General features: G+C 69.1%; 26 protein-coding genes and 5 pseudogenes. 18 read left to right on the forward strand and 13 right to left on the reverse strand.

What is annotated here, in order from left to right:
• Nucleotides 1–51: 51 nt before the first annotated feature.
• The 3 genes from ACIRC0_RS00935 to ACIRC0_RS00945 all read right to left on the reverse strand — a co-directional run bounded on the left by ACIRC0_RS00935 (nucleotide 52) and on the right by ACIRC0_RS00945 (nucleotide 3,212).
• Nucleotides 52–711, reverse strand: a complete 660-nt coding sequence (locus ACIRC0_RS00935) for an alpha/beta fold hydrolase (protein ID WP_403612613.1) — start codon at nucleotides 709–711, stop codon at nucleotides 52–54.
• A 24-nt stretch (nucleotides 712–735) separates the two neighbouring features.
• The gene (locus ACIRC0_RS00940; protein WP_403609515.1) at nucleotides 736–2,355 is read right to left on the reverse strand and encodes a cytochrome bc complex cytochrome b subunit; all 1,620 of its coding nucleotides are present in this window, start codon (nucleotides 2,353–2,355) and stop codon (nucleotides 736–738) included.
• Between the two features lie 287 nt (nucleotides 2,356–2,642).
• On the reverse strand, nucleotides 2,643–3,212 hold the full coding sequence (locus ACIRC0_RS00945) for an NAD(P)-dependent oxidoreductase (RefSeq protein ID WP_403609517.1): 570 nt from the start codon (nucleotides 3,210–3,212) through the stop codon (nucleotides 2,643–2,645).
• Nucleotides 3,213–3,456: 244 nt separating this feature from the next.
• On the opposite strand from ACIRC0_RS00945, the gene ACIRC0_RS00950 reads away from it, so the two are divergent.
• The 4 genes and pseudogenes from ACIRC0_RS00950 to ACIRC0_RS00965 all read left to right on the forward strand — a co-directional run bounded on the left by ACIRC0_RS00950 (nucleotide 3,457) and on the right by ACIRC0_RS00965 (nucleotide 6,623).
• Complete coding sequence (locus tag ACIRC0_RS00950) at nucleotides 3,457–4,221, forward strand: class I SAM-dependent methyltransferase (RefSeq protein WP_403609519.1); 765 nt, start codon at nucleotides 3,457–3,459, stop codon at nucleotides 4,219–4,221.
• A 149-nt stretch (nucleotides 4,222–4,370) separates the two neighbouring features.
• Complete coding sequence (locus tag ACIRC0_RS00955) at nucleotides 4,371–5,603, forward strand: NAD(P)/FAD-dependent oxidoreductase (protein ID WP_403609521.1); 1,233 nt, start codon at nucleotides 4,371–4,373, stop codon at nucleotides 5,601–5,603.
• Between the two features lie 17 nt (nucleotides 5,604–5,620).
• Nucleotides 5,621–5,887 (forward strand): annotated as a pseudogene (locus ACIRC0_RS00960) (NmrA family transcriptional regulator); the annotation flags it as partial.
• A gap of 136 nt (nucleotides 5,888–6,023) precedes the next feature.
• Entirely contained in the window at nucleotides 6,024–6,623 is a 600-nt protein-coding gene (locus ACIRC0_RS00965) for a YceI family protein (RefSeq protein WP_403609523.1), read from the forward strand.
• A gap of 69 nt (nucleotides 6,624–6,692) precedes the next feature.
• On the opposite strand, the gene ACIRC0_RS00970 is transcribed toward ACIRC0_RS00965, so the two are convergent.
• Complete coding sequence (locus ACIRC0_RS00970; protein ID WP_403609525.1) at nucleotides 6,693–6,959, reverse strand: WhiB family transcriptional regulator; 267 nt, start codon at nucleotides 6,957–6,959, stop codon at nucleotides 6,693–6,695.
• Nucleotides 6,960–7,238: 279 nt separating this feature from the next.
• Between ACIRC0_RS00970 and ACIRC0_RS00975 the strand changes: the two genes are divergently transcribed.
• The gene (locus ACIRC0_RS00975) at nucleotides 7,239–8,159 is read left to right on the forward strand and encodes an RNA polymerase sigma-70 factor (RefSeq protein WP_403609527.1); all 921 of its coding nucleotides are present in this window, start codon (nucleotides 7,239–7,241) and stop codon (nucleotides 8,157–8,159) included.
• A gap of 17 nt (nucleotides 8,160–8,176) precedes the next feature.
• Here the strand turns inward: ACIRC0_RS00975 and ACIRC0_RS00980 are convergent, their stop codons facing one another.
• Nucleotides 8,177–8,953, reverse strand: coding sequence for an RNA polymerase subunit sigma (locus ACIRC0_RS00980; protein ID WP_403609529.1), 777 nt, complete (start codon nucleotides 8,951–8,953; stop codon nucleotides 8,177–8,179).
• 179 nt (nucleotides 8,954–9,132) lie between these two features.
• Between ACIRC0_RS00980 and ACIRC0_RS00985 the strand changes: the two genes are divergently transcribed.
• The 3 genes from ACIRC0_RS00985 (at nucleotide 9,133) to ACIRC0_RS00995 (ending at nucleotide 10,469) form a co-directional block, all read left to right on the forward strand.
• Nucleotides 9,133–9,567: a cupin domain-containing protein gene (locus ACIRC0_RS00985; RefSeq protein WP_403609531.1), complete on the forward strand. Its 435-nt coding sequence runs from the start codon at nucleotides 9,133–9,135 to the stop codon at nucleotides 9,565–9,567.
• Nucleotides 9,568–9,774: 207 nt separating this feature from the next.
• Nucleotides 9,775–10,026 carry a hypothetical protein gene (locus tag ACIRC0_RS00990; protein ID WP_403609533.1) on the forward strand — a complete coding sequence of 84 codons (252 nt, stop codon included), beginning with the start codon at nucleotides 9,775–9,777 and terminating at the stop codon, nucleotides 10,024–10,026.
• A 218-nt stretch (nucleotides 10,027–10,244) separates the two neighbouring features.
• Nucleotides 10,245–10,469, forward strand: coding sequence for a hypothetical protein (locus ACIRC0_RS00995; RefSeq protein ID WP_403609535.1), 225 nt, complete (start codon nucleotides 10,245–10,247; stop codon nucleotides 10,467–10,469).
• Here ACIRC0_RS00995 and ACIRC0_RS01000 read toward each other — a convergent pair.
• Nucleotides 10,459–11,817 carry an NAD(P)/FAD-dependent oxidoreductase gene (locus tag ACIRC0_RS01000; RefSeq protein WP_403609537.1) on the reverse strand — a complete coding sequence of 453 codons (1,359 nt, stop codon included), beginning with the start codon at nucleotides 11,815–11,817 and terminating at the stop codon, nucleotides 10,459–10,461. The two genes, ACIRC0_RS00995 and ACIRC0_RS01000, sit on opposite strands and share 11 nt — an antisense overlap.
• Before the next feature lie 120 nt (nucleotides 11,818–11,937).
• Nucleotides 11,938–12,213, reverse strand: coding sequence for a hypothetical protein (locus ACIRC0_RS01005; RefSeq protein WP_403609540.1), 276 nt, complete (start codon nucleotides 12,211–12,213; stop codon nucleotides 11,938–11,940).
• A gap of 371 nt (nucleotides 12,214–12,584) precedes the next feature.
• On the opposite strand from ACIRC0_RS01005, the gene ACIRC0_RS01010 reads away from it, so the two are divergent.
• The 3 genes and pseudogenes from ACIRC0_RS01010 (at nucleotide 12,585) to ACIRC0_RS01020 (ending at nucleotide 14,509) form a co-directional block, all read left to right on the forward strand.
• Nucleotides 12,585–13,328: an SDR family oxidoreductase gene (locus ACIRC0_RS01010; protein WP_403609542.1), complete on the forward strand. Its 744-nt coding sequence runs from the start codon at nucleotides 12,585–12,587 to the stop codon at nucleotides 13,326–13,328.
• A 66-nt stretch (nucleotides 13,329–13,394) separates the two neighbouring features.
• Nucleotides 13,395–13,634 (forward strand): annotated as a pseudogene (locus ACIRC0_RS01015) (carboxymuconolactone decarboxylase family protein); the annotation flags it as partial.
• 140 nt (nucleotides 13,635–13,774) lie between these two features.
• On the forward strand, nucleotides 13,775–14,509 hold the full coding sequence (locus ACIRC0_RS01020; RefSeq protein ID WP_403609545.1) for an MFS transporter: 735 nt from the start codon (nucleotides 13,775–13,777) through the stop codon (nucleotides 14,507–14,509).
• Nucleotides 14,510–14,587: 78 nt separating this feature from the next.
• Here the strand turns inward: ACIRC0_RS01020 and ACIRC0_RS01025 are convergent, their stop codons facing one another.
• From ACIRC0_RS01025 to ACIRC0_RS01035, 3 genes and pseudogenes are all read right to left on the reverse strand, one after another.
• Nucleotides 14,588–14,971: a SpoIIE family protein phosphatase gene (locus tag ACIRC0_RS01025; protein WP_403609547.1), complete on the reverse strand. Its 384-nt coding sequence runs from the start codon at nucleotides 14,969–14,971 to the stop codon at nucleotides 14,588–14,590.
• On the reverse strand, nucleotides 14,892–15,326 hold the full coding sequence (locus tag ACIRC0_RS01030) for a VOC family protein (RefSeq protein ID WP_403612615.1): 435 nt from the start codon (nucleotides 15,324–15,326) through the stop codon (nucleotides 14,892–14,894). Before ACIRC0_RS01030 ends, ACIRC0_RS01025 begins: the two co-directional genes overlap by 80 nt.
• Before the next feature lie 407 nt (nucleotides 15,327–15,733).
• Nucleotides 15,734–16,015 (reverse strand): annotated as a pseudogene (locus tag ACIRC0_RS01035) (NAD(P)-dependent oxidoreductase); the annotation flags it as partial.
• A 235-nt stretch (nucleotides 16,016–16,250) separates the two neighbouring features.
• On the opposite strand from ACIRC0_RS01035, the gene ACIRC0_RS01040 reads away from it, so the two are divergent.
• The 4 genes from ACIRC0_RS01040 (at nucleotide 16,251) to ACIRC0_RS01055 (ending at nucleotide 19,830) form a co-directional block, all read left to right on the forward strand.
• A complete protein-coding gene (locus ACIRC0_RS01040; RefSeq protein WP_403609549.1) occupies nucleotides 16,251–16,481 on the forward strand; it encodes an alpha/beta hydrolase family protein in 231 nt (76 codons plus the stop codon).
• A 136-nt stretch (nucleotides 16,482–16,617) separates the two neighbouring features.
• The gene (locus ACIRC0_RS01045; protein WP_403609550.1) at nucleotides 16,618–17,718 is read left to right on the forward strand and encodes a phenazine antibiotic biosynthesis protein; all 1,101 of its coding nucleotides are present in this window, start codon (nucleotides 16,618–16,620) and stop codon (nucleotides 17,716–17,718) included.
• A complete protein-coding gene (locus ACIRC0_RS01050) occupies nucleotides 17,718–19,112 on the forward strand; it encodes an aldehyde dehydrogenase family protein (protein WP_403609553.1) in 1,395 nt (464 codons plus the stop codon). The genes ACIRC0_RS01045 and ACIRC0_RS01050 overlap by 1 nt, the downstream gene beginning before the upstream one ends.
• A 220-nt stretch (nucleotides 19,113–19,332) precedes the next feature.
• The gene (locus tag ACIRC0_RS01055; RefSeq protein WP_403609556.1) at nucleotides 19,333–19,830 is read left to right on the forward strand and encodes an Ohr family peroxiredoxin; all 498 of its coding nucleotides are present in this window, start codon (nucleotides 19,333–19,335) and stop codon (nucleotides 19,828–19,830) included.
• 136 nt (nucleotides 19,831–19,966) lie between these two features.
• On the opposite strand, the gene ACIRC0_RS01060 is transcribed toward ACIRC0_RS01055, so the two are convergent.
• Both ACIRC0_RS01060 and ACIRC0_RS01065 read right to left on the reverse strand, forming a co-directional pair.
• On the reverse strand, nucleotides 19,967–20,590 hold the full coding sequence (locus tag ACIRC0_RS01060; RefSeq protein ID WP_403609559.1) for a DUF5134 domain-containing protein: 624 nt from the start codon (nucleotides 20,588–20,590) through the stop codon (nucleotides 19,967–19,969).
• Nucleotides 20,591–20,608: 18 nt separating this feature from the next.
• Nucleotides 20,609–20,767, reverse strand: a pseudogene (locus tag ACIRC0_RS01065) (cupin domain-containing protein); the annotation flags it as partial.
• A gap of 310 nt (nucleotides 20,768–21,077) precedes the next feature.
• Between ACIRC0_RS01065 and ACIRC0_RS01070 the strand changes: the two are divergent.
• Entirely contained in the window at nucleotides 21,078–21,974 is an 897-nt protein-coding gene (locus ACIRC0_RS01070) for an RNA polymerase sigma-70 factor (RefSeq protein WP_403609561.1), read from the forward strand.
• 150 nt (nucleotides 21,975–22,124) lie between these two features.
• On the opposite strand, the pseudogene fdxA reads toward ACIRC0_RS01070, so the two are convergent.
• Nucleotides 22,125–22,433 (reverse strand): annotated as a pseudogene (gene fdxA / locus ACIRC0_RS01075) (ferredoxin); the annotation flags it as partial.
• A gap of 197 nt (nucleotides 22,434–22,630) precedes the next feature.
• Between fdxA and ACIRC0_RS01080 the strand changes: the two are divergent.
• A complete protein-coding gene (locus ACIRC0_RS01080; protein WP_403609563.1) occupies nucleotides 22,631–24,373 on the forward strand; it encodes an L-aspartate oxidase in 1,743 nt (580 codons plus the stop codon).
• Between the two features lie 60 nt (nucleotides 24,374–24,433).
• Entirely contained in the window at nucleotides 24,434–25,180 is a 747-nt protein-coding gene (locus tag ACIRC0_RS01085; RefSeq protein ID WP_403609565.1) for an SDR family oxidoreductase, read from the forward strand.
• Nucleotides 25,181–25,191 lie beyond the last annotated feature (11 nt).

The raw sequence follows: 25,191 nt of genomic DNA on the forward strand, positions 1-25,191 counted from the left end.
TGCCAGGCGTGTGAAACAGCGGCGGACGCATCGCCGTCCGCAGCGGAAGGGTCAGCGCACCGAGCGAGCGGCGTCCTCGATGACGTCGGTGACCTTCCCGGGCCGCGAGACGCTCACCGCGTGGGACGCCCGGACCTCCGTGGTGTGGGCGCCGGCCCGCTTCGCCATGAACTCCTCTGCCGCGGGGGGGATGTTGAGGTCCTGCGTGGCCACAAGGGCCCAGGACGGGATGGTCTTCCAGGCCGGTTCGGCCGCGCCCTCGGCCAGGGCGGCGCTCGTGACCGGCCGCTGGGTGAGAGCCATCAGGTCGGTCTTGTTGCGGGGCACATCCGCCGCGAACTGGTGGCGGAACTTGTCGTTCTGGATGTAGAGATCGGTGCCTTGGGAGCCGTCGGCGTTCGTGACCGGTACGGAGCGCAGCGCCTCGCCGAGGGCGCTGCCGGGGAACCTTCCGCCTTTCGGACGGGATGGGTGAACGCCGCTCTCCGGAAGGGGAAGCGGGGAGTGCCGGTAGACGGCGGACGTGGGCGGCCCGCTGCCGGGGTCCGGGTGAGGACCGTCGCGGCTGTGTGGGAGGACGGTCGTTCGAGTCGGCGAGGTGCCGGGTGCGGGCCAACCGCCGTGTGGGCGGGACCGGTTGCGTCGGCCGTACGTCGCGTCGCCGTTCGCCCCTGAGACCGGGTACCGGGCGGATGTGTGACATGTCGGGATGACGGGTTCTGGGTACGCGCCGCGTCAGGACCGGTGCCGACCGGTGATCTCCTGGTACTCGGCCGTCGTGGGCTTGGGGACCTGCGTGCCGGGGCCGTAGAGGACGCGGCTGAGCCCGAAGCGCAGGCGCTGGGTCCGGGTGGGCAGGGCGCCGTTCGTGTCCCGGGCGGGTGCGGCCTTCAGGGGCATGTACTGCTCGTGGGCGGTCAGGGTGTGCAGGTGCGCCTGGTCGAGGGGTTCATGGACCTCGACGTACTCGCCGTTGGGAAGACGCTTGATGACGCCGCTCTCGCGCCCGTGCAGCACCTTGTCGCGGTCTCGCCACTGCAGGCCCAGTGCCAGACGCTTGGTGACGACGAAGGCCAGGACCGGTACGGCGACCAGAGCGATGCGCACGGTCCAGGTCACGGCGTTGACGGAAACGTGCAGTCGGGTGGCGATCAGGTCGTTGGCGGCACCGATGAGAGCCACCGAGTAGACGCTGAGCCAGGCCACGCCCAGGGCGGTCCGCACCGGTCGGTTGCGGGGTCGGTCCAGCAGGTGCTGCTCTCGGTCGTCGTCCGTGACCCAGGCCTCGAGGAACGGATAGGCGCCCATGGCCAGGAAGAGCAGTACGCCGATCAACAGGGGCAGGAAGTTGTCCAGGGCCAGGGTGTGGCCCCAGAAGTCGATCTCCCAGCCGGGCATGACACGCAGCAGACCGTCGGCGACGCCCATGTACCAGTCGGGCTGGGAGCCGGCGGAGACCTGGTCGGGCCGGAAGGGCCCGTAGTTCCACACGGGATTGATCTGCGCGACGGCGGCCATGAAGAAGATCACGCCGGACACGAGGAAGAAGTAGCCGCCGGCCTTGACGGCGTACACCTTGAGCGGGAGGCCGACGACGTTGCCGTTGGTACGGCCGGGTCCGGGATACTGCGTGTGCCGGTGCCGTACGGCCAAGGCCAGGTGGCCGACGATCAGGGCGATCATCAGTCCGGGGATGACCAGGACGTGCAGGGTGTTGAAGCGGGCGATCAGGTCCTCGCCGGGGAACTCACCGCCGAAAAGGAAGAACGACACGTAGGTTCCGACGACCGGGATCGACAGGAGAGTGCCGTTCACGACCTGGAGGCCGGTTCCGGACAGCAGGTCGTCGGGCAGGTCGTAGCCGGTCAGACCGCCGAACATGGCCAGGACGAGCAGCAGGAACCCGAACACCCAGTTCAACTCCCGCGGCTTGCGGAAGGCCCCGGTGAAGAAGACGCGCAGCATGTGCACGAACACGGCGGCGACGAGGACCAGTGCCGCCCAGTGGTGGGCCTGGCGGACGAGCAGTCCGGCGCGCACGTCGAAGGAGATGTGCAGGGTCGAGTCGTAGGCCTCCGACACCAACTGCCCCCGCAGCGGGGTGTAGCTGCCCTCGTAGACCACGAGGTCGGAGGAGGGGTGGAAGTAGAAGCTCAGGTAGACGCCGGTGATCAGCAGAACGACGAAACTGTAGAGCGCTATCTCGCCCAGCATGAACGACGCGTGGTCGGGGAAGACCAGGCGCCGGGCGGAACGGGCGACACGTCGGTAGCCCAGCCGGCTATCGGTCCATTGAGCGAGCCTCTCCCCCGTGCGCTCCTGCCCCGGCGCGGCCGGCCGGCTGTCGTTGCCCATCTCTTCACCATTCGTTTCTGCGTCACCCGAAGCCGGCCCCGCCGGCGCCGTGGTCCCGGGCTCTGCCGGGGGTCCGCGGCGTCGGCGTGTTGCGACTGCTTCCGGCCGCCGTCCGGCCGTGACCGTGCATGCCGGTCCCCCGGCGGATTCCCCGATCGCGAAGACCGTTTGGCATGTGTGTGGCGCGGTGCAGCCGACTCGTCCATGGCTGTGCTGCTCGGGCATGATTCGCGAACTTCTGTCGTAGTCATGACCGGCGAGGCGGCCCGGGTGTGACATCGGCGGTCCTACCGGCGGGCAGCGGACGGACCGGTCGTGTGCGACAGCCGCTCCGGTGCCTCGGTGTCAGGGGGAACGACGTTCTCCAGTTCCTCACCCGCGGCGAACCGGGCCAACTGGCGCCGGATCAGCGCTTCGAGTCGAGGCCACAGGGAAGGGGTGCACGCGCCGATGTGAGGGGTGATCAGCACGCCGGGTGTCGTCCAGAGCGGATGTCCCGGCGGGAGCGGCTCTGGGTCGGTCCCGTCGAGCGCGGCCCGCAGCCGACCGCCGTGCGCCTCCTTCAGCAGGGCGTCGGTGTCGACGACGGCTCCCCGCGACACGTTGACCAGCAGGGCGCCGTCCTTCATGCGGGCCAGCAGGCCGGCGTCGAAGAGCTGACGGGTCCTCGGGGTCAGCGGGGTGGACAGCACGACGATGTCCGCGTCCGCGACGAGTTGGGGCAGGCGCGCGACCGAGTGCACGGGCCCCCGACTCGAGTCCCGGTCCTCGCTCGCGACACGGGTCACCGCGCAGCCGAAGGGTGCCAGGAGTTCTTCCAGCGCGGAGCCGACGGCGCCGTAGCCGACGATGAGCACAGACCGCTCGTACAGGGACGGGTGGATCTACGGGCTCCAGACTCCGCGCTCCTGGCGCGCAGCGACTCCGGTATGCCCCCGGAGGTGTCCGGCCTGGAGGCCGGACCCGGAGAATTGACTGCGCATGCCATCCATCTGTGACAGCGCACGACAGTGACAACGGTCACCCTCACCTCGCGCGGGACGGCACTCCGCTCGCACACACCGCTGTCACACACCTCGCCCACACGCTGTCTAGCTGGACATGCACCCTGTCATCACCAGAGCAGCGAACGCCCGACCGCGCCCGGACTCCTATGCCGTCACCGCCGAGTTCTACGACGTCCTGCAGGCCGACCAGGACGAGGCGCGCGTCCGCCGCCTCTACGGCCGGGAGGTCGCGAGGGCCCGCGTCGGCGTGCTGGACATCGGTGCCGGGACCGGGCGGGTCACGCTGATGAGCCTGGCCGGGTCCCGGGTCGACGTGCACGCCGTCGAGCCCGCACGGGCCATGCGCACCTCCCTGATGACCCGCCTCGCCACCCTGCCCGCCCGCCCGCGGGAACGGGTGACAGTGCACCCACACGCCTTGGACGAGGCGTCTCTCTGCGCGATCGCGGACGTGGCGGTCTGCCACAACACGGTCGCCTGTCTCCCACCGGCCGCGCGCGAGGTGCTCTGGCCCGCGATCGGCACGGCCCTCGTCCCCGGCGGTTCGCTGTTCCTGCAGTTGCCGCCCGCCCTGATTCCCGTCCGCGACGTTCTGCGTCTCCTGCCGGAGAAGCGGGTCGGCGAGCACGTGTACGGCGGTCGCATGACGATGTCGGCCGCCGGGAATCGCATCCGCACCCGCATGGACTACTGGGTGCGGAGTGCGGAGGGTGTACTGCGGGAGCACACCGAGACGTTCTGGATGTGGCCCGCCTCCCGCGCCCGGATCACCGATGACCTGGCACGGCACGGATTCGTCCCGTTGCCGGGGCACCACCATCCCGATGTCCTGGCGGTGACGCTACCGACCCGCCGGTGAGCCGACGGATCACACACGGGAACGCACACGGCAGTCGTCCCGGCACGCCGGTGCGGCGGTGTCACAACCGGTCTCGTCGCCCGGTCTCAAGGATGAACGCACCGCGCGGATCGCGGTGCGCGCCACCACGAACAAAGGCGGGAATCATAGTGTCACGTGCGAATACGTTCGTGATCGTCGGAGGCGGCCTGGCTGCCGGCAAGGCCGCGGAGGAACTGCGCGAACACGGCCACGACGGACCCCTCGTCGTCATCGCGGACGAGCCGGAGCGGCCCTACATCAGACCGCCGCTGTCCAAGGGCTACCTGCTCGGCAAGGAGGACCGCGAGTCGATCCATGTGCATCCCGAGGGCTGGTACCAGGAACACGGTGTCGACCTGGTCCTGGGCACGAGCGTGACGTCCGTCGACCCACGGTCCGCAGCGGTGACGCTGGACGACGGTCGTCGTGTGCCCTACGCCAAGCTGCTCCTGGCGACCGGTTCCTCGCCGCGCCGCCTGTCCGTCCCGGGAGCGGAGCTGGAGAACGTGCTGTACCTGCGTCGTGTGGGCGACAGCGAGCGGCTCAAGGCCGCCTTCACGGAGGGTGCGCGCATCGTGGTGGTCGGCGGGGGATGGATCGGTCTGGAGACGGCGGCGGCGGCCCGTACGGCGGGGGCGGAGGTGACCGTACTCGAACGCGGAGAGCTGCCCCTGCTGAAGGCCTTGGGCCGGGAGGCGGCCGAGGTCTTCGCCGGCCTGCACGAGGAGCACGGTGTCGACCTGCGTCCCCGTGCCCAGCTCGAACGCGTCACCGGAACCGGCGGCCGGGCGGACGGGGTCCTGCTCGCCGACGGCACCCATGTGCCCGCGGACGCCGTGGTGGTGGGTGTGGGCATCACACCCAACGTCCGCCTCGCCGAGGAGGCGGGCCTGGAGGTGCGCAACGGCATCGTCACGGACGAGCACCTGCGGAGCTCCGTGGCCGACATCCATGCCGCCGGCGACGTCGCCAACGCCTACCACCCGCGGTTCGGCCGGCACCTGCGGGTCGAGCACTGGGCCAACGCCCTGCACCAGCCACGCACCGCCGCGCTGAGCATGCTGGACAAGGAGGCGGTCTACGACCGGCTGCCGTACTTCTACACCGATCAGTACGACCTCGGAATGGAGTACACCGGCTACACCGAGCCCGGCGGCTACGACCGTGTCATCTTCCGCGGGGCACCGGACGAGCGTCGGTTCATCGCCTTCTGGCTGTCCGGCAACAGGGTCCTGGCGGGAATGAGCGTCAATGTGTGGGACGTCATGGGAACGATCCGTTCCCTCATCGAGTCCGGCGTGGCGACGGAGGACGCCGTCCTCCGCGATCCCGACGTCCCCCTGGAGAGTCTCCTTCCCTGAGACACCTGCGCGACACCATGAAGGGCATCGCCGAGTCGGCGACCGACGGTGACACCGTCCGTATGGCTCCGGTCAGGATCCGGCCCATCTACGCCGACGATGTGGCCGCCGCAGTGGGCCGCACCGCCCTCGGCATCCTCGTCAACGGAGTGGTCGAGGTCGCCGGCCCCGTGCACGCGCCGTACTTCGGTGCGGAGCTGCGTGAGGACACGCTGCTCCCCGGTCCGGACGCGCACATCGCCGAGACCCGTTTCGCCGACTGGCTCGCCCAGCAGCAGGGCTGAGTCGCCGGCCGGCGGCCCTGAGGTGGCCGCCGCCCGTGTGGGGCCGTCCCCATGCGCTGCGGCGCGGCAGGCCCCCCTTTCTCGTCCACGGCACGGCGATCTTTGAGACACAGAGGAACAGAGAGAGCAACTCACCATGTCCATCCGCCACGCTCGGGCCGTTTCTCAAGGCCCCCGCTCGTACCGGGCAGTGACCGGTGCCTACACCATCGACCCGCTCCACAGCACGATCGGCTTCTCCGTCCGGCACGCCATGATCTCCAATGTCCGGGGGAGGTTCGACCGCTTCGAGGGCCTTCTCATCCTCAACGGCTCCGACCCGTCCCGGTCCGAGGGGTACGTCAGTGTCCAGACGGACAGCATCGACACGGGGATCCCGGACCGCGACACGGACCTGTCGGGACCCGCCTTCTTCGACTCCGCGACGTATCCGCTGATGAGTTTCCGCTCCACGGGTATCTTCCCGCTCGGCGACGACGAGTTCCGCCTCGCGGGCAGTCTGCGCATCAAGGACATCGAGCTGCCCCTGGACATCGACCTCGTCTTCGGCGGTGCCGGCGACGACGCCCATGGGCAACGCCGGGTCGGCTTCGAGGGTTCGGCCACGCTCCGGCGCTCGGACTGGGGGCTGGCCTGGAACACGCCCCTGGAGACGGGGGGCGTCCTCATCAGTGACAAGGTCACGCTGACCCTGGACATCTCTGCGGTGCGGGCCGACCGGGAAGCGGCGGCCTGACCGGACGCCGGGACGCGCGGGCGGGGTGGTCCTGGTCACGGGACCACCCTCAGGTCGCTCATGGAACGCTCACGCGGCCGATTCCGTCTCCGCCGGCCGGCACACCTCGCGCCGTCGCATGGCGCGGCGCTCCCCTTCCGTCGTGCCGCCCCAGATGCCCTCGATCGGGCCGGCGTCGACTGCCCACGCCAAACACTGCTCGGTCACGGGGCAATGACGGCAGACGGCCTTCGCTTCGTCCGTCTGTATCGCCACCTGAGCACTGTTGATGGTGCCTATCGGAAAGAAAAGATCAGGGTCCTCGCGTAGGCACAGGCCCCGGTCGCGCCAATTCATTGCACACCTCCTGCGATGCAGCACCCCTCTTCACTTGAAAAGACCGAAACGTCGGCACACGTGTGACATCGAGGCGGGGCCGCCCGCGCCGCCCGAGGATCGGGCAAGAAATTCACGCAAAACTGTCACGAAGCATCTGCGCCGTCGGTCTCATGAGCGGAGGTGACGCGAGACCCAGCCAGAACTCCCAGGACGCCGGACCGCCGTGGCAGTCCCGGCGGACAGCCGCATGGTCGCCTCCGCGAAAGCACCGGCAACAGGAACGGAGACCAAAGGATCATGCATCCAGAGGCGTCCCCCGTGGAAGGCGGTCTGAGCAAGGCCGTCTCCGTCTTTGTAGAGCTCCGGCCACGTCTCTTCGGCATCGCCTACCGGGTGCTGGGCAGTGCGGTCGAGGCCGAGGACGTGGTTCAGGAGGTGTGGCTGCGCTGGCAGCGGACCGACCGTGACGTCGTGGTCAGCCCCGTAGCCTTTCTGTCGAGCACCACCACAAGGCTCGCCATCAACGTGGCCCAGTCCGCCCGCGTCCGCCGCGAGACCTACATCGGTCCGTGGCTGCCCGAGCCCGTCGACACCAGCAACGACCCTGAGGTCGGCGCCGAACGAGCGGAAGCGCTGGAACTCGCCCTGCTCCTGGTGCTGGAGAGGCTCCCCCCGACCGAGCGCGCCGCTTACGTCCTGAGAGAGGCTTTCGACTACTCCTACCCCGAGATCGCGCAGATCCTGCGGCTCAGCCCCGTCAACGTGCGGAAGATCGTGAGCCGGGCGCGCAAGCACCTCACCGACGACCAGCGGGACAGCGTCGACGCCGTTGAGCACCGGATACTGCTCGACGCCTTCGTCGCCGCTGCTCGGCAGGGGGACGTCGCCTCGCTGGAGGCACTGCTCACGCAGGACGCGGTCAGCCTGTCCGACGGAAACGGCATACGCGGCGCAGCTCGTGTCCCCGTCCTGGGCCGGTCCCGCGTGGCGAACCTGTCGACCGCCAATCGCCGGTTCTGGCCGACGGTCGAGGTCGAATGGGCCGAGGCCAACGGACGAAGCGGGGTCATCCTCCGCCGGGACGGCCGGCCCGCCACCTTCATGACCGTCGCGGCCACCCACCGGGGCATCCACCAAGTGATGTGGGTCTTCAACCCGAGCAAGATCGCCGCCTTTTTCGACTCCCGCTCCCGCTGCGCGGCCGTCGGCGCCGTGTGACATTCCGGCGCGACCGGTCAGGGACGAAGGCAGTTCCAGGAGCGCAGTTTGTCGGGGTTGAGGACTACCCAGGCCTGCACGACACGGGAGCCGGCCACGTCCAGGGTGACGACCGCTGCGACCTGGTCGCCGTAGAGGGCGACGAGACCGGTGCGTCCGTTGATCGGCCAGGTGCGCAGGGTGGTGCGCGGGTGCCGGGCCAGGAGGGTCAGCAGGCTCCGGGCGACCCGTTCACTTCCGGTGACAGGGCTGGTCAGCGCACGGACCTTGCCTCCGCTGTCGAAGAACGCGGTGACGTCGGGGGTCAGCAGGGACGCCAGACGAGTGACGTCCTCATCGACGCATGCCTGGCGTACGGCTTGGGCGATCTCGTCCTGCCGGCGTGGTGACGTCGGCTGATCGCGCTGCGCACGGAGGCTGTGACGGGCGGCCCGGTCCATCCGCTCGGCCGGTGAGAGGGTGTCCGACGTCCGCGGCAGCACTTCGCTGACTTCGCCCTCCGGACACGCGTCGCGCGGCCCCCTGCCGCACACGGACCCCTGTGCGGCGCCACCGTGGTCGGGCGGGGCCAGCCGCGCCAGCGAGATGCTGCCGACGACCTGGGTCAGCCAGGCTCGCGGCACCCGTATCCGCGCCCGCTGGTGATCGGAGAGCCCATACCACTCCCGGTACGCCTCGTCGGTGACGCGCTCCGCTGCGACGCGGCTGCCCAGCATCCAGTGAGCGACCTCCAGCAGATGCCGCCGCTCCTCGAGCAGCTCCGCGATCGGCATGTTGTCACCGACAGGTTCCATACTGTCTCCTCCCTCCGAACGGCCCTTCAACCCAACGAGACACACTGTCACGCGATCCCACTGTTCAATGACACGATCAAGGGCAATACAGTGTGAGTGAAACAGGCCGCCCTTGAAGTCCACTTACCCCGGGCGGCTCCTCACATACTCGTCTTCCTCGCCTTCCGGAGGGAATCATCATGCGCAATACGTTGCGTGCAGCTGCCGTCGGAGCCGCACTCATAGGGCTTTCGCTCACCCCGGGTGTCGCCCAGGCGACGCCGGCCGGTCCTGGCGTCAGCGGCAAGATCCTCGCCCAGCAGACCATCGGTGATCATGACTACATCCTGCGTGAGATCACCATTCCCCCCGGCCAGGCGACCGGGTGGCACTACCACGACGGCTACCTGTACGCCTACGTCAAGCAGGGAGTCCTGAGCCACTTCGATGCCACGTGCGCGTCCGACGGCGTGTACAAGAAGGGCAGCTTCCTGAAGGAGCCGCCGGGCGCGGACCATGTGCATGTCGGCGAGAACCGTGGCACGACGGACCTCGTCCTGGACGTCCTCTACGTCCTGCCACACGGCGCCCCCTTCTCCCAGGACGCTCCGGATCCCGGCTGCGAATTGCCGTAACGGAGCAGCTGCCCGAGCGGCTGTCACAACTCCCCTCACTGCCCGGTCAATGCGGTGTCGACGGCCGGCGGCGGTATCCGCCCGGGCCCCGCAGCGAAGGAGGAGGAGCATGGCAGGGACACACGTCAGCCGATGCGTAGCGAGCGATCGCTGTTCGAGAGAAACCCGTCCACTGACCTCCGGCACAAGCTGAGGAAGGACGAGAGCATGCCTCGAAGCACTGACCGGCAGACCGATCCCGCCGTCGCCACCGCGTCGCTCGCCGCGGAGGCCGCCCTCCTCGAAGGACGGCTGAGCCTGCTCCGAGAAGCGATCGACGCGGTGGACGCCCGCATCGACGCGGTCTCCGCGACGCTCAAGCGCTTGCGGGGCTCGGCGGCCGGGCCCGCCGATGGCGAGGCGCGTTCGGGCGAGGGAAGCGACACCGGGCTCGATCGCTCGACAACGGATCGTCCCTGACGGACCGCGCGGGCCGAGTCGGTGCGTCGTAGCCCTGAACGATGTGTTCTCCCCGCCACCCGCCCGCTCCGTTCTCGACCGGCGTGGGCCGCTCCCTGTGATGTCCGGGTAGCACCCCCGGTGCCGGCCGGGTGACGGCGCCGACGGCATCGGGCGGCCCCGCCAGCCGCGGCCCAGGCCGAGTTGTGCCGCCGGTCGAACCGGCGCCCACGCCATCCGTGCCTGTCGCTGACACGGCCGAGGACACCGACGAGAGCCGAGCGGTTGCCGGCCACGCCGCTGCCGACGCCGACAGCGGCAGCGGCAGCGGCAGCGGCAGCGGCAGCGGCAGCGGCAGCGGCAGCGGCAGCATCAATGCCGTCCGGAGCACGCTCGACCGGCTGGTCGGCACCTCCCGCGTCCGCCGTACCGGCCGGGGTCTCTACCGCCGGGTCACGCCGTGAGCCGATCGCGGTCCTCCGTGGGCTTCTCGCTCCGGCGTGGTTCTCCGCCGGCGACGAAGGCCTCCCTCGGGTGCTGCACCGAGACGAGAGAGACGATGTCTCGGCCGTAGAGGGCGGCGGTGGCCCACACGGCGAACACCCGGGCCTTGCGCTCCCAGCTCGGTATGGCCAGCACGTGGTAGCCCCGGTGCATCAACCAGGCCGGGAAGCCCTTGATGACCAGGCGTCGGTACTGGAAGATGCCCCGGCCCAGCCCCAGCGTGGCCACCACCCCCAGACTGCGGTGCACATAGTCCTTGGTCGGCCGGCCGCGCAGTGACGCCACTATGTTCTTCGCCAGATGTCTGCCCTGGCGGACGGCGTGCTGTGCGTTGGGGACGGTACGGGCGTCCGGCCGTCCGGCCGCGAGATCGGGCACCGAGGCGTCGTCGCCGGCCGCCCAGACATCCGCCACCACGTCGGTGGCCGTACTGACCCGCAGATCCGCACGCACGGTCAGCAGGCCCCGTTCGTCGACGGGGAGGTCGGTGTGGTTGTGCACGATCGGGTTGGAGGCGTTGCCCGCCGTCCACACCAGCAGACCGCAGTCGTACTCCTCTCCGTCCGACAGCAAGACGTGTCCGTCCTTCGCCGAGACGAGCTGGGTGTTCAGATGCACCCGTGCACCCCGCTTCTCCAGTGAGCGCACCACCCACTCACCCGGCCGGTCGGTGACCTCGGGCAGAATACGGTCCCGCGCCTCGATCAGATGGAAAGACAGTTCTTCCGCGCCGATCTCCGGATAGCGCTTGAGCAACGCGGTCGCCAGGCCCAACAGCTCGCCGAAGCCCTCGACGCCGGAAAAGCCACCGCCGACGACAGTGACGGTGAGCAGCTTGCTGCGTTCGGGCCCGCGCGGCAGAGTCGCCGCGCGGTCGAACGACGTGAGCAGCCGGTCGCGGATCGCCACGGCCTCCTCGACATGCTTGAGCCCGTACGCCTGATCGCTCAGCCCCGGGATCGGGAAGGTACGGGTGACGGCTCCCGCCGTCACCACCAGCACGTCGTAGTGGAGGTCGAACGCCGGCCCGGTCTCCGGTCGGACCGTGACCGTGCGCGCGCTGTTGCGGATCTCCGTCACGGCGCCCGCGATCAGACGGGTCCGGCGCAGATGCCGGCGGAGCGAGATCGCGGCATGACGGGCCTCCACCGACCCGGCGACCACCTCGGGCAGGAACGGCTGATACGTCATGTAGGGACGAGGGTCGACCACGGTGACGTGTGCCTCCCCCCGTCGCAGCTTCTTCTCCAGGCCCCAGGCGGTGTAGAAACCCGCATAGCCACCACCCACGATCAAGATCTCACGCACGGTGTCCTCTGTTCCTCTCGGTTACCCTCCTAGACCGGTCGGCACCACTCGGTGTGACACGACGCGGGGCACGTGTGAGCCGTCCGGGTCGGCGTCCGCCGTGCGAGCGGTTGCTCGCCCTCAGGTCGCCTCATGGACCAGGGACGTACGGTGGCCGTACTCGACGGCGTACATCTTCTCGGCAACGGAGACGACCTTGTAACCGGCCGACGGGAAGTAGTCGGTGGTCCGGCGGGGAGCGGCCGTGGAGACACAGGCCTGCTCGGCCGGTACGGCGTACAGGCTCAGGGGTGCCTGGGTGGACGGCGAGAGGCCGCCGGGGATCTCGGCGGCGTCCGGGTAGCTGGTGCCGCAGACCTTCACCGGCCCGGTTCCGGCGGGCCTGACGATCGTCACACCGCGCGCCGGGACGGTGTTCCGGCCATGCGGGCCTGCGCGGTGCCGCCCCAGGTGCGAGACTGCCACCATCGGTCCGACTACCCGCGGTCGACCCGGACCGGGGAGTCAACCTGGTGTGGTCCCCGACGGCCGGGGTGCCGCGAAACTGTGCCATCCGTCCCCACCGATATCGCCGCAGGACGTCTCAGCCGATGACAGGCCCTCCGTGCAAGGGCCGATCCCGGGGCGACGAAAGGCGTTGTGTGCCGCCGTGTCACACATCGAGCCCCCGTCTTGTCAGGAGGGAAACGAGCAGTCGTGGCCGGTGCCCTCGGTCGGCCCACCGCAGACACGCGAGGCACCGGCGAGAAAAAGTTAAGGGGAAACCTATGAAGGTCGTCGTGATCGGTGGGACCGGACTCATCGGTTCCAAGGTCGTCTCCAAGCTCAACGAACATGGTCACGAAGCGGTGGCCGCCGCGCCGAACACCGGAGTCAACACGGTCACGGGCGAGGGCCTGGCCGACGCGCTGAAGGGCGCCTCGGTCGTCGTCGACGTCTCGAACTCTCCTTCCTTCGACGACGACGCCGTCATGGAGTTCTTCCGCGCCTCCACGGCCAACCTGCTCGCCGCGGAGGCCGACGCCGGCGTGAGCCACCACGTGGCACTGTCCGTGGTGGGCACCGATCGCCTCCAGGAGAGCGGATACTTCCGCGCCAAGCAGGTTCAGGAAGACATGATCAGGGACTCCGGAATTCCGTACTCGATCGTGCACGCCACCCAGTTCTTCGAGTTCGCCAAGACCCTTGCGGACTCGGCGACCGACGGCGACACCGTCTCCGTCGCCCCAATCAAGATCCAGCCCATCTACTCCGGTGACGTGGCTGCAGCCGTGGGCCGCACAGCTGTCGGCACACCGGTCAACGGGATCGTCGAGGTCGCCGGCCCGGACACTTTCACGCTCGAGGATTTCATCCGCAAGGGCCTCGCCGTCCACAACGACCCTCGGACGGTCGTGACGGACCCGAAGGGCCTCTACTGGGGCGCCGCCCTCAAGGAGTCCGATCTCCTCCCCGGTCCCGACGCACGGATCGGCGAGACGCACTTCGCCGACTGGAGCGCACAGCAGTAGCGGGATGTACCGGGGCTCACGGCTCCGGATCACACGCGAACACGGCCAACCTGGTGGCCGTGTTCGCGTGAGGCCACGGTCTTCACCGAGGCCGAGCGCGCGGCGCTGGAGCTGACCGAGCAGGGCACCCGTCTCGCCGACGCCTCCGGCGGGGTGTCGGACGAGGTCTGGGCGAACGCCGCGAAGCACTACGACGACGACCAGCTCGCCGCACTGATCTCGCTGATCGCCGTCATCAACGCCTACAACCGCATCAACGTCATCAACCGGCAGCCCGCCGGCGGCTGCAAGCCGGGCATGTTCGGCTGGCACCGCCGCTCCGGCCCCCGTCCGTCTCCTGCTCGCTCCGGCCCACCGAGCAGGGGACGGACTCCTGGCACACCCGCGCCTGCCCCACATCACCACCGTCGACACGATGGGCGACCCGGCCTCCGTTCGCATCGCCATTGCCCGCGGCCGATGGACGCTCCTGGCCATCGTGCTCGGCTCCAGCGTCGTCCTGCCCGGCTCGATCGCCACCGACGTCGCGCCGCCGCACATCGGCGACGACTCTGCTGTGCGGCCTGGCTCCCGACACCACTACGCTGATCGCCGCCCGTCCACTGCAAGGCATCGGCGGAGCGCTGCTTCCCCCCGGATCACTGGCGATCATCGAAGCCTCGCTCCACCCGGACGACCGGCCGCGCGCGATCGGCCTGTGGCCGGGATTCGGCGGCATCGGTGCGGCAATCGGACCGTTTCCCGGCGGCCGGCTGGCGGACGGCCCCGGATGGCGCTGGACCTTCCTGCTGACGATCCCACCCGCGCTCGTGTGCGTGCCCGTGGAGCTGCGCCACGTCCCGGAGTCCGAAGTACTCGGCGCTGGCGGCCGACGCGGCGCCGCGGGCCTGGCCAGCGGCATCGACAAGGCCGCGGCCCGTGCGGCAGGACTGGTCTCCGTGGCGGCGCTGCCGCTGGTGGTAGGGATGGGCCCGGACTCCTATCCACGCGCAGACCGTGTTCGAAACGGCGTTCAACCGTGCCATGCCGCTGCGCGCGGGGCTGCTCGCCATCGGCGCGTCCGTGGCCTTCGGCACGCTACGTCAGACCGCCGCCGCCCATCATCCGCGGCAGGGCCGGGCGCACGGCCGGCTGATGGAGCCGTCGCGAGTGTCTCGCTTCGCCCATCATCAAGCCGTTGATCGAGCGCTGGAGAGCGCTTGGGGGGTAGGAACCAGTTGTATGTGCGAGAGCCTTGTACGCCGCTGAGATCCAGGAAATCAGGCCTGGCCCCGCCGATCGCAGGCAAGGTGAAGGACGGCCACGTCGTCCACCAGTCCCCCGAACGGAGCGGCCAGCAGCGAAGCTCCGCGTACCGGGGCGTCGACGCATTTTTGGGACTCCAGGTGCGTGTGCCGAGCCGCGACGCTCAGCAGTCCCTCTACGCCGAGCCGTCCGCGGGCGGTGCGGCCCTCGTAGAGGCCGTCGGTGAAGAGCACCACACTGTGCTGCACGGGGCCGTGCACGCGGTGCACGAGCACATCGAATCGATCGCCGAGACCCTCCAGCGCCTGCGCGGCATCCTCAGTTCCGGGCCGGCACCTCCTGCAGCACCCATCCGTTGCCGTCCGGGTCGCTGAACTCGGCGTACGAGCGATAGTCACGGCGCTGTGGATCAGGTCCGCCGACTCGCTTCTCGTCGGTGCAACGGTGAAACACCTCGCTCGTGTCGTGGAATATCCCTCCCGTCTCGATTCCCCTCCCATCGAGTTCCCGGCAGGCTTTCTCGATGTCGGAGACGACGAGATGGAGACCCTGCGCCGAGCCCGGAGTGGCCGTGGTGACCCCGGTCCCGAACAGGATCGAGCAAGGGGATCCTGGGGGCGTCATGTGCACCACGCGATAGGAGTCGTCGTCGAGATAGTCGGCATCCAGGCGAAAGCCGACCGCTTCATAGAACGCCTTGGACCGATCGACGTCGGAGACGGGCAGGACAACGACTTCCAGTTTGAATTCCATGGCAACGGAACTTTCGCGGACTGACGCCTTTCCATCTGCGGCTGATGTGTCGCCGCTAGGAGCGAGGGCGCCGGACTGCGCCGGATCCTCGACCTCCTGGATCTCCACCTGGTACTTGTAGATCTCGGGTCGTCGTCCGTGGGAAGCGACGGTCCATCCTTCCGCCACCCGCCAAGCGGCGTCGGTGCCTTGGAGGTGCTTTCCCTCGGGCGCGGCGGCGGCTCGAAGCTCGGTATCCAGCTCTTCATGCCGTTCGTGCGGCACGTGGAGCTCCAAAGCAAAGCGGCGCAGGGAACGGCCGCTGTGAGCGGACACAACGGCAGGCAGCGGTGCGGCACTCAGCTCGCGGATCGCGCCGAGCAGAGTGACGTGCAGTGTTGTCATCAGCGGTTCTCTTCCATGCCGTCGATGTGCTTCTCGTAGACCTCGCCCTGGATCGGGTCCGGGACCAGGATCATGATGACGTCGGCCTCGGCGGCGGCCTCGGCCGCCGTCACCACGCGCAGGCCCTGCTCCTCGGCTTTCGCCTTGGAACTGGAGCGCTCGTGCAGGCCGACGCGGACGTCGAGGCCGGAGTCACGCAGCGACAGCGCGTGGGCGTCGCCCTGGCTGCCGTAACCGATGACCGCGACCTTCCGGCCCTGGATGACGGACAGGTCGGCGTCTGCGTCGTAGAACAGCTCAGCCATGGCCATCCCTTCGCTCGTGACGCACCCTCGTGGCACGGCGTGGAGAAGAGATCCGCCATGGAGAGTAACGAAAACACTATCGCAGCCTATGTTGTCACACTGATTGCACCTTGCCGGTCAAGCAGCTGGCGGCTGGCGCCCCGTCGGGGCACCCTGCACCCCGTCGACCCCGAACAAGAAGGGCCCGCATGGGTTCTCTGCCTGGCCGACACACTGTGCAGGGGCATCGAGTACCGTGGCCCTGGGCCGCCGTCAAGGACCTCTGACGGACCTCTGTCGTGAAAGGTCTCCCGTTCCCCATATCGACCGGATGGACGTACCGCTCCTGCTGTTGCGGGGCCTCGACGACGTCGTGTGCCCACCCTGGCGGGCAGAGGTCTTCACCCGTGCTCTTTCCCGGCACGCGGTGCCGTACGAATACCGGTCTTCGAAGGAGAGGGGCATGGATTTCGCCGGCAGGACCTGACGCACGCCCCACCTTTGCGCTGTCACATACGCCGAGGGTCCGCGGTCTTGTCTGCGAGGGCAGGGTGGGCGCGCCGAACCTCCCGGGGAGCACGGCTCGCGCGTCCGGCCCCACCGACTTCGAGAAAGGCGGTTCCATGCCGTTCGGCTCATCGACCATTCTGGATGCCGGCCCCTTCGACGGGGTGGACCCCGACGAGTTCGTCAGGGCGGCCATGCAGTGGCACTTCACGCCCGAGACCGGGTCCCGGTACTGGCTGGACCGGGCCGAGCGGCTCGCCTTCGACCCTCGACACGATGTCAAGGGTGTGCAGGACCTGTCGCTCTTCCCCGATCTGACGGACGAACTGCGGGAGGCACGGGTGACGGATCTCATCCCCCGCGGCTATGGATCCCAAGCCCGGCTCCTGAACGTGTTCGACAGCGGGGGGACGACCGGAGCGCCCAAGCGCGTCGTCCAGATGGACGATTGGATGCGGCACGGAACGGAACAGGTGGGCCGTCGCCTCAAGGACCACGGCCTCCCCGTCGGTGCTCTCTGGCTGACCGTGGCCCCCACGGGCCCGCACCTCGTGGGCGACGTGCTGCAACGTGCCGCGGCGGGCCTCGGCAGCCCGGGCCTGGGTGTCGACATGGACCCCAGGTGGGTCAGGAAACTGGTCGCCTCCGGCCGACGCGACGAGGTCGACGCGTACACCGACCACATCGTCGATCAGTGCCGGCGCATCCTGCTCAGCCAGGACATCGGCGTCATCGCGGCCACCACCCCGCTGTTGGAGCGCTTCGCCCGGGAGGACGAACTCGTCGAGATCATCAACGGCAGCGCCAAAGCGATCATCTGGGGCGGCACCCACATGGATCCTGACACTCGGGACCTGCTGAGGTCGGACGTCTTTCCCGACGTGCCGGTGATCGGCATGTACGGCAACACCATGATGCTCACCGCGCTTGTGGAGAGGGTCGGTCTCACGGAGTCGGAGCCCTGCGTGTTCGACCCGGTGTCCCCCTACGTCTTCCTGTCCGTCGTGGATCCCGACACAGGGGAACAAGTGGCGGAGGGTGAGCGGGGCCGGGTGGTGGTCAGCCACGTCAGCAAGTCCATGCTGATTCCCAACAACTGGGAGCGGGACACCGCGTTGCGGGTCCGCCCGGCCGAAGGCCACGTCGGTGACGCCGTCGCCGATGTGGCGCCGGTTGCCACGGTCAAGGGCGAAACGGTGATCGAAGGCGTCTACTGATGCCTCCCGTACGTACGACTGATCCCGTGTACCTTGACGCCCTGGGCCCTCGCGGGGCCTACCGCACCCGAGTTTCCAGCACGGTTACGGACGTGACCGGGGCCGAGACCGCACGACTGAGCCTCGTCCCACCGGTGTTCGTGTCCCGGGCGACGGCCGCCCTGCGGCAGGCCCCGCCGATACCCGCAGCCGACCTCGAAGGCTTGTTCGCCGCGGCCGGAGAAGCATTCGCCGCGGGCACGGTGGGGGGTCTGAGCGTGAGGGAGTACGAACGTCTCGTGAGCCGGACCTCGGGTACTCCTCTCGCGGTGGTGCGCGCCGCCACCAGGGGCACGGCGCACTTCGTACGGCAAGCCCCTTCGTCCGCCGACCGGGGCAGACCGCGAGGCGCGGCCGGCGGCCTGAGCGACCCCGCCGTCCACGAGACCCATACGGTGTGGGCGCGTCGGGGCGATGTGTTTGCCGTCAACGCGTCCGGCAACCACCCCGGCGTGCACCGTGTGTGGCTGGAGGCACTGGCGTTGGGTTACCGCGTCGCCGTCCGCCCGTCCAGACGTGAGCCCTTCACCCCGTACCGGCTTGTCGCGGCGCTGCGCCGAGCGGGGGTACGGGACGACCAGCTCATGCTCCTGCCCACCGACCACCGGACCGCCGATACGGTGGTCCGCGGCGCCGACCGGGCTGTGGTGTACGGCGGCGACGACGTGGTCGCCATGTACGCGCACGACGCGAGGGTCCTGCCGCAGGGTCCGGGCCGGTCGAAGATCCTCATCACTGCGGACACCGACTGGCGCGACCACGTGGACACCATCGTCGCCTCCGTCGCCGGCGAGGGCGGAACCGCGTGTGTCAACGCCACCGCGATCCTCGTCGAGGGCGACCCGGCACCTCTCGCCGAAGCCATCGCGGCGCGCTTGTCGGTTTGGCCCAGCCTCCCTCCGCAGGACGAGAGGGCGCTGCTGCCGGTCCTCCCGCAGGAGCGGGCGCACGCCCTCAGCGCGTACCTGAAGACCGTGTCTGCGGGGACACACGCTTGGCTCGGCGGAGAGGGAATCGCCGACGATCTGGGAGACGGCAGTGCCGTGCTGCGCCCCGCCGTGCACCAGACCGAGAGCGCCCATGCGGTCCAGCTACGCACCGAACTGCCGTTCCCATGTGTCTGGGTCGCTCCCTGGTCGCGGTCGGACGGCGTGGCACCCCTGCGCGACACACTCGTGCTGTCGGCGCTGACGCGTGACAGGGACCTGTTGGAAGCCCTGCTCGCCGAACCCACCATCGCCAATCTGTATGTCGGCGATCAGCCGACCTACGCGATGGCTCCGGGCGTACCCCACGACAGCTATCTCTCGGACTTCCTGATGCGGAGCAAGGCCGTCTTCGGACGCCCGTCATGACCGCTTGCCTGTCACACCCGGTGCGGCTCGTCGGTCTACCAGTCGTCCCGCATCCCGCAGCGTGTGAGGAAGACAGAGTGAGGATGGTCATGAGCGGCACGGCGGCCCGCACTCGCGGCCGGGTGCGTCACCCGGTCCGCCGACGGCACATCGCACCGGGAGGCACCACGTTTGTCCACATGCCCTCCGGCGCACACCGCGAGGACGCGGGAGTCATGCCGTGACAGAACCGATCGGGTTGCCCGACCTGTCCGTCGAGAAGGACTACGTCGGGGACGCGTTCTCCGCCATCTACACCACCACCGTGACCGTACACGGCGGCGCGGTGTCGCACGGCCGGGCATCGGGCAGAGCCCGGTCGTCGGACGGGGCCCTGGACCTCGATCTGCGCATGCCCGCCGAACTCGGAGGGGAGAGGCAGGGCACCAATCCGGAGCAACTGTTCGCCGCCGGCTTCGCAGCCTGCTACCACGGGGCTCTGAGCCTGGTGGCCCGGCAGGAGGACCTGGATCCCGCCACCCTCTCGGTCGACGCCACCGTCGCCTTCGGGCGGGACCCCGACGACGGGGGATACCTCCTCCACGTGGATGTGGTCGTGAAGTGGCCCGGCGTCGACCCCGCCGTCGCCACTGACCTGCTGGAGAAAGCCAACTCGCTGTGCCCCTACGCGAGGATGGCCTGGCAGGGAACGCCGACGACCATCACCTTGGCCCTCTAGGCTCAGCGTCCGCGGTCACGTCCGGCGTGACCGCGGACGGCTCGTTCCGTCTCCTGCGAGGCGGTCCGAAGGAGGTCCTGGCGGTCGGAAGGAGGCATCTGGCCTGCCGCCTGCCGTGCCCACTCACGTGCGGCGATCAGTGGGGAAGCACCAGCATCACGGCCGTACCGAGAGCCATCGCCCCGTCATCGATGTGCCGCAAGGGCGTGGCCGCCGCGGCCCGACGCGCGGTACTCACGGCTGATCGCAGCGTGGGCATGGGGCGGGTCAGCGACCAGAGCGCGCATGCCAGCAGATACGACGCCAGCGACAGGGTGATCGCGGAACCGCTGGGCAGATGGCCGGCCTCCTGGCCGTTGAGCAGGATGGGACCGGATGCCGGCAGCGCTCCGTGCAGATGGTCGTGTGCCGTCCCCGTGTGCGGCGTGCGCAACATCCAGGCCATCGCGGCCATGCCGGCCGCACGAGGCAACCGGTGGACGACCGCCGCTGCACGGTTGCCTGCTCGGCGGTCGGCAGGCAGGAGGAACCACAACGCGGCGACTGTGAAGACACCGCTCAGGAGTCCCCCTGCCACCGCGTGGATGGTGACCCAGGGCATGGCGGCCATGGACAGAGCCATGACGGCGTGCAACAGCTGGTCCACTCGGGAACGCAGTGCGAGCTTGGGTGCCCGGACGTCCTGTGCCCATCCATGGACCAGCACCACGACGAAGAGCAGCGTCAGCATGCAGTGCACGAGGCCGACGGGCGTGCCCACGCCGAACCCGCGCCCTGCTCAGGTGGTAGGGCGGGGCGCCCGCAGGTGCGCGCGCTCCACCAGTTCCTTCTCATCGACCAGTTCGAGCATGGGCTTGCCCGGTGGGCACAGCATGGTCACCACGAATCGGGTCCGTGCATCCGTCAGGGCGTTCCCGTCCTGGGAGTGGATCGCCGTCATCCAGCTGGCGCCCCCCTCCTGATCGCCGTGACCGTGGCCGGAGTGGTCAGGTGTTGGCGTGTTGTCCGACACAGAGTCGCACCTTCCGTGGACATGAACGTTGTTCGCCACTGGTGACCGGATGAGGGACGCATCTGTGACAACCCCGATGAGCCACACCGCGAAAGAAATGGACGAAACAGTACGCATTGATTGCCACCGTGTGGGCGAGGGCCTCGGATGAGTCAGCGTGAGCGAAGGCGGCCCATAGCGCGTACCCCTCCGCTCGCGCGTAGCATGATGGGCGACATTCCAGAAGGGACCATCCATGCGCGCCGGCCCCCACTCTGACGCCTTCGACCGAGGACTCCAGGACTTCCTTTCGGCGCGTCCGCGGCTGTTCGGTATCGCGTACCGCATCCTCGGCAGCGCGGTCGAGGCCGAGGACATTGTGCAGGAGGCGTGGCTGCGGTGGCAGAACACCGATCGTGCGGAGGTCCACGAACCGGTCGCCTTCCTGACCACGGTCACGGCCCGACTCGCGATCAATCTGGCCCAGTCCGCGCGAGTGCGCCGTGAGTCTTACGTCGGACCGTGGCTTCCCGAGCCGGTCGACACCACGCAGGACCCGCACCTGGGGGCGGAACGGGCCGAAGCCGTCGAACTGGCGGTTCTGCTGGTGATGGAGAAGCTCAACCCGGTCGAACGCGCCGCCTATGTGCTGCGGGAGGCGTTCGACTACCCCTACAAGCGGGTCGCCGACATCCTGGAGACCGGTGAGGCCAATGCCCGGCAACTGGTCAGCCGGGCCCGCAAGCACCTGGGTGCGGAGCGGAAGGAGCCCGTCAGCCCGGCGGCGCACCGGCGTCTGCTCGAAGTCTTCCTCGCCGCGGCGCGTACGGGAGACCTCTCCACTTTGGAGGACCTCCTCACCGCGGACGTCGTCAGCTACTCGGACGGTGGCGGGATCCGTGGCGCGTCCAAGATTCCCGTCATCGGCCGCGTCCGCGTCTCCCGGTACCTGGTGGCCTTCGCCCCCCGCTTCTGGCCGGAGGCCGAGATCCGCTGGGTCGAGGCCAACGGTCGGCCTGCCGTGCTGATCGCGCGGGACGGAGCTGCCGTGGCCCTGCTGTGCGTCGACGTCTCCGAGGCGGGCATCGACCGGATCATGTGGGTGATGAACCCTGCCAAGCTGACCCCCTACGTGCTGTCCCTGGGTGCCTGACCTACCCCTGCGGTGCCCTGGTGGCGGGCTCGACGCCATGGGCGCCGCGGTTCCGGTCGTGGGTGACGCGTTTCAGAACGGGAACCACAGGTCGGCGTCGGCGGCCGCCTCCTTGCGGACGGTGAAGCCGGACAGTTCGTTCTTGGCGGAGCTCTGCGGGGGCAGCGCCGCGACCAGTGCGTGGTCTCCCCGCGCAGCACCTGACCCGGTCTGTTCTTGGGGCGCTCCTTGGAAGTACTCGGCGTTCACGGATCGGTAGACCGCCCAGTGCACCGGCAGGTCGTCCTCGTGGAAGATGGCCTCGACGGGACAGACGGGCTCGCATGCGTGGCAATCGACGCACTCCCACGGGTTGATGTACAGGGTGCGCTCCCCCTCGTAGATGCAATCGACCGGGCATTCGATCAGACACGCCCGATCTTTGATGTCGACGCAGGGCTGCGCGATGACGTAGGTCATCCTTCCCATCCCCTTCCTGGCCGGTGACTCGTGAACCGCACGGCCTCGTGCGGACGACCGGTGTGACCGGCCGGACGGCGTTGTTGTGACACCGCGGCCCCCGCTTCCGGCAGCTCCTCCCGGGCCGCACCGAAGGCCACCGGAAGGTGTCACAAATGGTTGCGGCGCCCGGTCGTACTGGGTGACCACCCCGAGCGATGGGAGCAATTGTGGTTGCCACCGAACAACGTCTTGCCACCACGGTGCTGGTGATCGGCACCGGCGGGGCCGGCCTGCGGGCGGCGATCGAGCTGGCCGAGGCCGGCGTCGACGTCCTTGCCGTCGGCAAACGCCCCAAGGAGGACACCCACACCTCCCTGGCCGCCGGCGGGATCAACGCGGCCCTGGCCACGATGGACCCCGAGGACACCTGGCAGCAGCACGCCGCCGACACCCTGAAGGAGAGCTACCTGCTCGGCGACCCTCGCACGGTCGAGATCGTCACCCAGGGCGCGGCCCTGGGCATCGACGACCTGGAGCGCTACGGCATGGCCTTCGCTCGGGAGGAGGACGGCCGCATCTCCCAGCGCTTCTTCGGCGCCCACAAGTTCCGCCGTACCGCCTTCGCCGGCGACTACACCGGCCTGGAGATCCAGCGCACGCTCATCCGGCGTGCGAGCCAGCTGACCATACCGGTGCTCGACAGCGTCTACATCACCCGGCTCCTGGTCCACGACGGCGCCGTCTTCGGGGCCTACGGCTTCGACCTCACCGACGGCACCCGTTACCTCGTGCACGCGGACGCGGTCATCCTCGCGGCCGGCGGCCACACACGCATCTGGCGGCGCACCTCCTCGCGGCGGGACGAGAACACCGGTGACTCCCTCCGCCTGGCGGTGGAGGCGGGAGCCCGTCTGCGCGATCCGGAACTCGTGCAGTTCCACCCGTCCGGCATCATCGAGCCGGAGAACGCCGCCGGCACGCTGGTCAGCGAGGCGGCCCGCGGCGAGGGCGGCATCCTGCGCAACGCCCTCGGCGAGCGGTACATGAACCGCTACGACCCGGCCCGCATGGAGCTGTCCACCCGCGACCGCGTGGCGCTTGCCTCCTACACGGAGATCAAGGAAGGCCGCGGTACGCGCAACGGCGGCGTATGGCTCGACGTCTCCCACCTGCCCCGCCAGACGATCATGGAACGGCTCCCCCGCGTCTACCAGACGCTCCTCGAACTGCAGATGCTGGACATCACCCGCGACCCCATCGAAGTCGCCCCCACGGCGCACTACTCGATGGGGGGCGTCTGGGTCCGCCCCGAGGACCACAGCACCGACGTCCGCGGCCTCTACGCCATCGGCGAGGCCTCCAGCGGTCTGCACGGCGCCAACCGGCTCGGCGGCAACAGCCTCATCGAACTCCTGGTGTACGGCCGTATCACCGGTCAGGCCGCCGCCGCCTACTCGGAGTCCCTGACCGCGCAGCCACGTTCGGCCGCCGCGGTGGCCGAGGCCCGGGCGGAGGTCGACGGCCTGCTCGCCGCGGACGGACCCGAGAACGTGCGCGCCCTGCAGCGCGCCATCCGCAACACCATGACCGAGCACGCCGGCGTGGTCCGTGACGAGGAGGGTCTGCGCACCGGGCTGGCGGAGCTGGACGACATCGAGAAGCGAATGGAGAACGTGGGTGTCCATCCCGACATCGCGGGCTTCCAGGACCTCGCGCACGCTTTCGACCTGAAGTCGGCCGCGCTGGCGGCCCGGGCCACTCTGGAGGCGGCTCTGGAACGCCGGGAGACGCGCGGGTGCCACAACCGCAGCGACTACCCCGACATGGATTCCGCGCTGCAGGTGAACCTGGTGTGGTCCCCTGACGGGGGCATCACCCGCGAAGCCATCAGCCCCATTCCTGACGAGATCGCGGCCCTCATGGAAGACGTCTCGGCGGATGGAAAACTCGTCGAATAACACTGTGTCACAGCGAATCAGCGAATCAGCGAATCAGCGAATCAGCGAAAGGAATGAACCATGAAGGTCGTAGTGATCGGCGGTACCGGACTGATCGGCTCGAAGGTCGTCGCCAAGCTCAACGAACACGGTCATCAGGCGGTGGCGGCCGCCCCGAACACCGGCGTCAACACGCTGACGGGCGAGGGCCTGGCCGAGGTCCTGGACGGAGCGGCCGTCGTGGTCGACGTCTCCAACTCCCCCTCGTTCGCGGACGACGCAGTCATGGAGTTCTTCCGCACCTCCACCACCAACCTGCTGAAGGGGGAGGCGAACGCCGGTGTCACTCACCACGTCGCGCTGTCCGTGGTCGGTACGGAGCGGCTGCAGGAGAGCGGGTACTTCCGTGCCAAGCAGGCACAGGAGGACCTGATCAAGTCCTCCGGGATCCCCTACTCCATCGTCCACGCCACACAGTTCTTCGAGTTCATGAAGGGCATCGCCGAGTCGGCGACCGAGGGTGACACCGTCAGGCTGGCGCCGGTGAAGATCCGGCCCGTCCACTCCGACGACGTCGCCGCCACCGTGGGCCGCACCGCTGTGGGCACCCCGGTCAACGGCGTGGTCGAGGTGGCCGGCCCCGACACCTTCCAGCTGGACGAGCTGATCCGCAAGGGCCTGGCCGCCAAGAACGACCCGCGCACGGTCGTCACCGACGCGCACGCCCCGTACTTCGGCGCCGAGCTGCAGGAAACCACGCTGCTTCCCGGCCCGGACGCACGCATCGGCGAGACGCGCTTCGGTGACTGGCTCGCCCAGCAGCGGTAGGCACCTCCGCG

It is taken from the genome of Streptomyces sp. NPDC093984, assembly GCF_044764595.1.
Taxonomy (GTDB): domain Bacteria; phylum Actinomycetota; class Actinomycetes; order Streptomycetales; family Streptomycetaceae; genus Streptomyces; species Streptomyces cynarae.